Annotated in this window: 7 protein-coding genes; 4 read left to right on the forward strand and 3 right to left on the reverse strand. The window is 71.2% G+C overall.

The features are described 5' to 3' along the window. Nucleotides 1–151: 151 nt before the first annotated feature. The 4 genes from O9335_RS06595 to O9335_RS06610 all read left to right on the forward strand — a co-directional run bounded on the left by O9335_RS06595 (nt 152) and on the right by O9335_RS06610 (nt 4,308). On the forward strand, nt 152–364 hold the full coding sequence (locus O9335_RS06595) for a cold-shock protein (RefSeq protein WP_298385385.1): 213 nt from the start codon (nt 152–154) through the stop codon (nt 362–364). Nucleotides 365–434: 70 nt separating this feature from the next. Further along, the gene (infA, locus tag O9335_RS06600; protein ID WP_298385389.1) at nt 435–665 is read left to right on the forward strand and encodes a translation initiation factor IF-1; all 231 of its coding nucleotides are present in this window, start codon (nt 435–437) and stop codon (nt 663–665) included. A 49-nt stretch (nt 666–714) separates the two neighbouring features. Further along, nucleotides 715–3,006: an NADP-dependent malic enzyme gene (locus O9335_RS06605; RefSeq protein ID WP_298385392.1), complete on the forward strand. Its 2,292-nt coding sequence runs from the start codon at nt 715–717 to the stop codon at nt 3,004–3,006. Nucleotides 3,007–3,090: 84 nt separating this feature from the next. After that, entirely contained in the window at nt 3,091–4,308 is a 1,218-nt protein-coding gene (locus tag O9335_RS06610) for a diguanylate cyclase (RefSeq protein WP_298385395.1), read from the forward strand. Nucleotides 4,309–4,311: 3 nt separating this feature from the next. Here O9335_RS06610 and O9335_RS06615 read toward each other — a convergent pair whose 3' ends face one another. Genes O9335_RS06615 through O9335_RS06625 form a run of 3 tightly spaced genes read right to left on the reverse strand, consistent with a single transcriptional unit; the run spans nt 4,312 to nt 7,996 of the window. Then, nucleotides 4,312–5,565: a DUF1501 domain-containing protein gene (locus O9335_RS06615; protein ID WP_298385399.1), complete on the reverse strand. Its 1,254-nt coding sequence runs from the start codon at nt 5,563–5,565 to the stop codon at nt 4,312–4,314. 5 nt (nt 5,566–5,570) lie between these two features. Beyond that, nucleotides 5,571–7,037 (reverse strand): DUF1800 domain-containing protein, encoded by a 1,467-nt coding sequence (locus tag O9335_RS06620; RefSeq protein ID WP_298385402.1) that lies wholly within the window; start codon nt 7,035–7,037, stop codon nt 5,571–5,573. Beyond that, entirely contained in the window at nt 7,034–7,996 is a 963-nt protein-coding gene (locus O9335_RS06625) for a hypothetical protein (protein WP_298385406.1), read from the reverse strand. Before O9335_RS06625 ends, O9335_RS06620 begins: the two co-directional genes overlap by 4 nt. Nucleotides 7,997–8,342 lie beyond the last annotated feature (346 nt).

Consider the following 8,342-nt stretch of genomic DNA (forward strand, 5'->3'; position numbering starts at 1 on the left):
GCTCGAGACCTTCGGTTCAGGGGTCTGGGGTCGGTCAGGGGGTGGCCCCGCCGGCCTTTTGGTTTTTTGGGTTGATCTTTTGGAGCGTTCGACATCGCGTGGAGGGAGGTCCTCTGCGCGTGGTTTCACCGCTCTCACGAAAGGCATTCCCATGAGCACGCAACAAACCGGCACCGTCAAGTGGTTCAACGAAACCAAGGGTTTCGGCTTCATCACTCCGGACGACGGCGGCAAGGACCTGTTCGCGCACTTCAGCGCCATCCAGTCCAAGGGCTTCAAGTCCCTGCAAGAGAACCAACGCGTCTCGTTCGACGTGGTTCCTGGCCAAAAGGGCCCGCAAGCCGCCAACATCGTTCCGCTGTAATCAGCTGAACCGCCACGGCCGGGAAGGCGCCTTCGGGTGCCGCCCGGCTTTTTGCATTCAGGAGACCGTCATGGCCAAAGAAGAACTGATCGAGATGCGCGGGAAGGTGGACGAAGTGCTGCCCGACTCGCGCTACCGCGTGACCCTGGAAAACGGTCACCAGCTCATCGCCTACACCAGCGGCAAGATGCGCAAGCACCACATCCGCATCCTGGCCGGCGATCAGGTGGCGCTGGAGATGAGCCCATACGATTTGGGCAAGGGCCGCATTACGTTCCGGCATCTGGAGCGCCGCTCCTGAGCCCTGCGGGCCGCTAAGGTGCCGGGCTTTCAGATCCTGAAGGCCCGGCATGAGCGACGAACTGCCCCGCGACGACCACGCCCTGCGTGACGCCGCGCTCGACTACCACCGCACCCCGACGCGCGGCAAGATCGCCGTCACCCCCACCAAGCCCCTGGCCAACCAGCGCGACCTGTCGCTGGCCTACTCGCCGGGCGTGGCCTTCCCCTGCCTCGCCATCGAGGCCGACCCGAACGCCGCCGCCGAGTACACGGCCCGCGGCAATCTGGTGGGCGTGGTCACCAACGGCACGGCGGTGCTGGGCCTGGGCGACATCGGCCCGCTGGCGGCCAAGCCGGTGATGGAAGGCAAGGGCTGCCTGTTCAAGAAGTTCGCCGGCATCGATGTGTTCGACATCGAGCTGAACGAGAAAGACCCCGACAAGCTGGTCGAGCACATCGCGGCGCTCGAGCCCACGCTGGGGGGCATCAACCTCGAAGACATCAAGGCGCCCGAGTGCTTCTACGTGGAGCGCAAGCTCAAGGAGCGCCTGTCCATCCCCGTCTTCCACGACGACCAGCACGGCACGGCCATCATCAGCGGCGCGGCGCTGCTCAACGGGCTGGAGATCACGGGCAAGCGCATCGGTGAGATCAAGCTGGTGTGCTCCGGCGCCGGCGCGGCGGCCATCGCCTGCCTGGACCTGATGCTGGGCCTGGGCCTGAAGGTGGAGAACGTCTTCGTCGTCGACAGCAAGGGCGTGATCCACACCGAGCGCGAGGACGCCCAGAGCGGCAAGCTGGACGAGAGCAAGCGCCGCTACGCGCAGGCCACGGCACACCGAAGCTTGAGCGACGCCATCGACGGCGCCGACGTGTTCTTGGGCTGCAGCGCGGCCGGCGTGCTCAAGCCCGAGATGGTGGCGCGCATGGCGCCGCAGCCGCTGATCCTGGCGCTGGCCAACCCCGAGCCCGAGATCCGCCCCGAAGCGGCGCTGGCCGTGCGGCCCGACGCCATCGTGGCCACGGGCCGCAGCGACTACCCGAACCAGGTCAACAACGTCCTGTGCTTTCCGTACATCTTCCGCGGCGCGCTGGACTGCGGCGCCACGCGCATCACCGAAGAAATGAAGCTGGCCTGCGTGCGCGAGATCGCCGCGCTGGCCAAGGCCGAGGTGAGCGACGAGGTGGCCGCGGCCTACGCCGGCCAGGAGCTGAGCTTCGGGCCGCAGTACCTGATCCCCAAGCCGTTTGACGCGCGCTTGATCTTGCGCATCGCCCCCGCGGTGGCCGAGGCCGCCTTGGCCAGCGGCGTGGCCACGCGGCCCATCGCCGACCTGGAGGCCTACCGCCAAAGCCTGCAGCGCTTTGTGTACCAAACCGGCCTGGTGATGCGCCCGGTGTTCACCGCCGCCAAGGCGCGCCGCGCCCGCGTGGTGTACGCCGAGGGCGAGGACGAGCGCGTGCTGCGCGCCGCCCAGGTGGTGGTGGACGAAGGCCTGGCGCGGCCGATCTTGGTGGGGCGGCCGGCCGTGATCGCGGCGCGCATCGAGCGCGCCAAGCTGCGCCTCAAGGTGGGCGTGGACGTGGAGGTGGTGGACCCCGAGGACGACCCACGCTTTCGCGAGTGCTGGGAGGGCTACCAGCGCTTGATGGGCCGCGAGGGCGTGACGCCGAGCATGGCCAAGGCCGCGCTGCGCCGCTCGAACACCCTGATCGCCGCGATGCTGGTGCGCCGCGGCGACGCCGACGCGATGCTCTGCGGCCTGGTGGGCCGCTTCGAGCAGCACCTGGAGCACGTGCGCGACGTGATCGGCCTGGCGCCGGGGGTGAGCAACTTCGCCACCGTCAACGCCCTGCTGCTGGACGAGCGCACGCTCTTCATCGCCGACACCTTCGTCAACGAAGAGCCGAGCAGCGCGCTGCTGGCCGAGATCGCCGGCCTGGCCTGCGACCAGATGGGCCGCTTCGGCCTGACGCCGCGCGTGGCCTTCGTCTCGCACAGCATGTTCGGCAGCAGCAAGCGGCCGAGCGCGCGGCGCATGCGCGAGGCCGCCAGCCTGTTCAAGGCGCAGCGACCCGGCGTGAACTGCGATGGCGAGATGCACGGCGACGCGGCCCTGGACCCCGAGGTGCGCCGCAACTTCTTGCCCGACAGCACGCTGGACGGCGAGGCCAACCTGCTGCTGCTGCCCAACCTGGACGCGGCGAACATCTTGTTCAACGTGCTCAAGGTGACGGGCGGCCATGGCGTGACGGTGGGCCCCGTGCTGCTGGGCGCGGCCAAGCCGGTGCATGTGTTGACGCCGTCGAGCACGGTGCGTCGGGTGATCAACATGACCGCGCTGGCGTCAGCAGGCTGAGCCCCGCGCCGTGAGAAGCGGCGCAGGCAGCGGGCTTCAGCCCCTGGCGCGCGGCGCGGGGGTCGCCGCACAATGGCGACGACCATGGCCACCCTGCATTTGCCCACGTTGCTGATCGCCCTGGCCGTGGTCACGGCCGTCGCGATGACCTTGGTGCTGCTGGCGGCGCACTGGGCTGGGGCGCGCCGCGAGGGCTGGATGTGGGCGCTGGGCTCCTTGGGGTTGAGCGGCGGCTTGGCGCTGCTCACCGTGGGCGAGCACCCCTCGAACACCCAGGTGGTGCTGGGCTATGGCGTGCTGAGCGCGGGCCTGGGGCTGACGGTGGGCGGGTTTCGGACGTACGCCGGCTTGGGGCGGGCTTGGCTGCCGGTGCTGCTGCTGGGGGTTCTGGGCCTGGCGGGCGCCGCTTTGTTTGCCTATGCCGAACCCAGCGCCATGGCGCGCCAGCGCTGGACGGCCCTGCTGACGCTGGGGGGCTGCGGTTGGACGGGGCTGTGGCTGTGGGGCCTGCCGGAGGCGCCGGCCCGCACGGCGCAGCGCCTGACCGCCGCCGGCTACTTGCTGACGACGCTGATGATTGGCCTGTGGCTGGCGGACCCCTTGCTGCGTGTCGCCGTTTGGAGCGGGCCCCCGATGGCCGCGCTGCTGATGCTGATGAGCCAACTGGTGACCCTGGGCGGGCAGATGCTGATGCTGACGCAACGCCACGCTGGCGAGCTGACGCTGGCGGCGACGACCGACGCGCTGACGGGCATCCACAACCGCGCGGGCTTCGAAGAGCTGGCCACGCGCAAGATCGCCCGCGCCGGGCAAACTCAGCAGCCCCTGGCGCTGCTGGTGTTCGACATCGACCACTTCAAGCGCATCAACGACACCCACGGCCACCCAGTGGGCGACCGCGTACTGCGGCGGGTGGTGAGCCGTGCGCTCAACACCCTGCGCCCCGACGATCTCTTGGGCCGCTGGGGCGGCGAGGAGTTCGTGGCGCTGCTGGTGGGGGTGTCGTCTGAGCAGGCGGTGCAGGCGGCCGAACGCCTGCGTGTGGCGGTGGTGGAGCGCGGCTTCAAGCTGAGCAATGGCACGCGGTTGTCGGTGAGCGTGTCCATCGGCCTGATGGCCACCCCCGCCCAAGCGGACGACCCGCGAACGCAGCTGCGCAAGCTGGTGGCCGTGGCCGACATGGCCTTGTACGAGGCCAAGCGCGGCGGACGCAACCAAGTCCAGGTGGGCCACGCGGAGACGCGACCGCCGCCGCTGGGCGATGCGCAGGTGTCGGCTTGGGTGGCCGGCGCGACGGGCTGAGCCTCAGGCACGCAGCAAGGGCATCACCCCGCCGCTGTAGCCGGGGAACAGGCGCGCCAGCTGCGCATCCTTCAGGCCCAGGTGCTGCGCGGCCACGCCGGCGAACACGGCGCGGTGGTCGGTGGTGATGGCGAGGTCCCGCCCCTGGTAGCGGGCGCTGGCTTCCAGCCCTGGCCAGGGGCCGTGCACGCGGCCACCTTGCACGCGGCCGCCCAACAGCCACAGGGCATTGCCGTGGCCGTGGTCGGTGCCGCCGTTGCCGTTTTCGCGCACGGTGCGCCCGAACTCGCTGACGACCAGGACCACGGTGTCTTGCCACAGCGGGCCCAACTCGCGGGCCAGCAGGGCCAGGCCCTGACCCAAAGGCGCGAGGCGCGCAGCCAGCTGGCCGGTGCTGGCGCCTTGGCGCACGTGGGTGTCCCAGCCACCGGCTTGCAGCAAGGCGAACTGCACGCGGGCGTCGCCCCGCATGACGCGGGCCAGGCGGCGGGCGTCGTCAGGGAAGCCCGCGGCGGGCGGGGCGCCGTTGTCGGCGGCCATCATTTCGCGCTCGAAGCCGCCGGCACCGCTGCCGCCCATCATGGCCGGCTCGGCGATGGCTTGCGCCATTTGCTCGCGGCCGCGCTGGCCCTCTTGCCATGCCTTGGCGTAGCGGGGGTCGTCGGCGTAGAGCTTTTCCAGGCCCGCGGCCATGCCCGAGCGTTCTTGCCGCAGGCCGCGGGCGGCGCCGCGTCCGGCATTGCCCCCGGGGAGGGCGGCCACGTCGGCATGGCCACCGAGGATGCGCGGTCGGTTGGGGCCGGCGTAGACGGCGCGCACGGCCTCGCTGTCGCCCCCGAGGGTGAGCAGGCGGCCCATCCAGCCGTCGGGTGTGGTCTTGACGCCGGGGGTGCCGCTTTCCAGTTCGTCTTGCGCTTCAAAGTGGCTGCGGCCGCTGGCCTGCGCGCCGCAGGCGTGCACGAAGCCCAATTGGCCGGCGGTCCACAGGGGCTGCAGGTCTTTCAGGGCCGGGTGCAGGCCGAAGCGGCCGTCCAAATCGAAAACGCCGCCGTCTTGCCCCGGGCTTGGCAGGGCGATGGTGGGGCGCTCGCGTCGGTAGTCGGGGTCGGCGTGCGGCACGACGACCGACAAGCCGTCGACCGCGCCGCGCAACAGCACAACGACGAAGCGCTGCGGCGCGCCCGAGGAAGCGGCGTGGGCCCAGGGAAGCGCACCGAGGGCGAGCGCGCTGGCGATGGCGTGGCGGCGTGTGGTCATGGTGGTCAGCAGTTTTGAAAGTCGGGGGACGCCAGCAGCAAGGCGGCTTGCAGGCGGGGCGGTTCGGCGGCAACGGCGGCGCGGGTGGGGGAACCGATGGCCGGGCCCAGGGTGGCCAGCAGCTCGGCGGTGGACGGGTTGACGCGCTGCGCCAAGCGGGCGGCCAGGTCGGCCCGGCGCGCCAGGGCCTCGGGGTCGAGCCAAGCGGCGCGGGTGGGCTTGGGGCCGTCGGGCGTGGGCCAGGCGAAGGGCGCTTGCCCCAGGTTGCGCAGGCCCAGCACCAAGGGCTCGACCAGCTCGGGCCGGCTGCTTTGGCCGGTGGCGCGCAGCAGGCTGACGGCAAAGCGCTGGGGCGTCTTGAACTTGGCACCCAGGGTGTCGGGGGCGATGAAGCTGGGGTGGGTGAGCAAGGCCTGCAGGGTGCTGCGGATGTCGCCACCGCTGCGCGTGAAGGCGGCTGCGACGTGGGCCACCAGGGCGGGCTCGGGCTCGTCGTTCACGAAATGGCGAACCAGCTTGAACGCGAGGTGGCGCGCGGTGCTGGGGTGGCGGGCCAGTTGGTCCAGCGCCCACTCGCCTTGGCTCTGGCCGCGGCCAGGCACGGGTTGGCCCAGCCAAGTCTTGGGGCCGTCGTCGTGGCGCCGGGGGTCGAAGGCGAACAAGGATGGCGAGTCGCCGCCGCCTGCCGCCCGGCGGCCGCGTCCGGGCGTCACGGTCCAGCCGGTGAGCACGCGGGCCAGCTCGGTCACGTCGGCCTGGGTGTAGCCGCCGTCCACACCCAGGGTGTGCAGCTCCATCAGCTCGCGGGCGTAGTTTTCGTTCAGGCCCCCCGTGCCGCCACCGGGCAGGGGCACGTTGGCGCCTTCTTTGGTGCTGAGGTAGTTGTCCAAATAGAACAGCATGGCCGGGTGCTTGGCGGTGGCGCCCAGCAGGTCCCGAAAGCGCCCCATGGCGTGCGGGGCGATGGCGCGGTGCACGTAGTCGCCCACCATCACGCGGCACAGGCCCTTGCCGATGAAGACGTTGAAGTGATGGAACCAGAAGTCCGTCATCACCGAGTGCAACTGGCGGGGGCTGTCAAGCGCCGGCATCAGCCAGGTTTGCACGGCCTGGCCCAGGGCTCGGCGCACCTGCTCGCGGCGCTCCATGTTGTTCTCGCCAGGGTCGCGACGCTGGCTCTCGCGGTAGGCCATCACGGTGTCGCGCAAGGGGGTGCCGTGCAGCGCGGCCAGGCGCTCGTCCAGCTCAGGCTGGGGCAGGCGCTCGGGCTGCAATTGCTCGTCCAGGTAAGCGCGCCAGCCCATGGCCTGCACGCGGGCCAGATCGCCGGGGCGCGGGCCCCAGGCGAGGCGGTTGAGGGCATGCGCGGCCAGGGCCTCGGACGACGGCGTGGCGGCCAGGGCGCCACGGGCCAGCGGCAGCGCCGCGGCGGTGGCGGCAGCGGAGAGGAGGGTGCGGCGGAGGAGTGTCATGCGGTTCGCCAGGCGTCTTGGGGGCCGAGTGCGGCCGGGGCTTGCGAAAGGCGCTGGCGTGCGGCGGCATCGTCCAGCAGGTGGGCGCGCCACCAGTCGGTGGTGACGGCGCGGATGAGGTCGCGGTGGCGTTCGGTCTGGGCCACGGCCGGCTCGGGGCGCGGGCGCCACTGGCGCTGGCCCTGGGCGTTGCCCGAGAAGGTGGCGTGGTCGGCCCCGTCCAGCCACAGCTCGGCCTTGCGGCCGGGCGGCAGGGCCTCGAAAACGCGGCGCCGGTGGTCGCCGCGGCTGGCCCGCTCGCTGCCGACGGCGGCGAAGGGGTCGGTGTCGAACGACCCCGTCAAGCACAGCACCGGTCGCTGGATGCCGTCAAAACCGCCATCGCCCTGCGGGGGCGGCGACGGGCTGAAGGCCGCAAAGGCACGCGGCCGAGGGTCGCTCAGCGGCGCGGGGCCACCCTGGCCGAAGCGCTGCCCCGCCACCGCCAGCGTGGTGTGCGCGCCGAACGAGTGGCCGGCCAGGCCGATGGCGTCCAAGCGCAGACGGGCCAGCGCCGGGTCGCCCGCTGCCTGACGGCGGCTCAGCTCGTCCAGCACGAAGCGCACATCCAAGCCACGGGCGATCAGCTGTTCGGCACTGGCGGCCTGCTGCAGACGGCGCCATCCGCCCTCGCGCCACACCTCGGTGTCGCTGCCCGGGTGTTGCAGCTGCAAGGTGGCGAAGCCCGCCTCCAACCACGCTTGCACCCAATCCCGCCCGGCTTGCAAGCTGCCGCCCAGACCATGGCTGAACAGCACCAAGGGCACGCGGTCGGCGCTGGACCCCGCAGGCCAGCGCAGGTGCAGCGGCAGTTCGCGCTGGCGGCTGGGGTCAAGCCAACGCGTCTCGGCCGCCGCGAAGGCTGGCGCAAGGCCCACCGTGGTGGCCAGCAGGGTGAGAAGGCGTCGACGCTGGAGCATGAACGAAGCATGCCGCCTTCAGCCCCACGGCGACGTGACCGCTTTGCAAAGAAACCTTGCTGAGCCCGCCCGTGGTTCGCGTCCGTCGGCGGCAAGCGCCGGGGTCGTGGGCGTCCGATGGGGCGCGCAGGAACGGCAAAAGGGGGTTGGCTGCCCCCAAGGCCCCGCTCGGACGGGTCGCGACGCTGTCCCGAAAAGATAAGTCGTCGGACTTGCAAAATCCATTTCCACCCGAACAGGCGGTGTTGAAGTGGCGGGGGATTGGGCGGTGATCAAGTTGCCGAGCCCTGAGGCGATCCGAGCGTCGGCCGAGTCAGGGCGGCGGCATACATGGCCAGGCCAGTCA

The organism is Inhella sp. (assembly GCF_027532025.1).
Taxonomy (GTDB): Bacteria; Pseudomonadota; Gammaproteobacteria; order Burkholderiales; family Burkholderiaceae_C; genus Inhella.

Bases quoted from the DNA above. Each gene is read 5' to 3' on its own strand.
- O9335_RS06605 (WP_298385392.1), top strand. From the start codon at position 715: ATGAGCGACGAACTGCCCCGCGACGACCACGCCCTGCGTGACGCCGCG.
- O9335_RS06620 (WP_298385402.1), bottom strand. From the start codon at position 7,037: ATGACACTCCTCCGCCGCACCCTCCTCTCCGCTGCCGCCACCGCCGCG.
- infA (WP_298385389.1), top strand. From the start codon at position 435: ATGGCCAAAGAAGAACTGATCGAGATGCGCGGGAAGGTGGACGAAGTG.
- O9335_RS06625 (WP_298385406.1), bottom strand. From the start codon at position 7,996: ATGCTCCAGCGTCGACGCCTTCTCACCCTGCTGGCCACCACGGTGGGC.
- O9335_RS06610 (WP_298385395.1), top strand. From the start codon at position 3,091: ATGGCCACCCTGCATTTGCCCACGTTGCTGATCGCCCTGGCCGTGGTC.
- O9335_RS06595 (WP_298385385.1), top strand. From the start codon at position 152: ATGAGCACGCAACAAACCGGCACCGTCAAGTGGTTCAACGAAACCAAG.
- O9335_RS06615 (WP_298385399.1), bottom strand. From the start codon at position 5,565: ATGACCACACGCCGCCACGCCATCGCCAGCGCGCTCGCCCTCGGTGCG.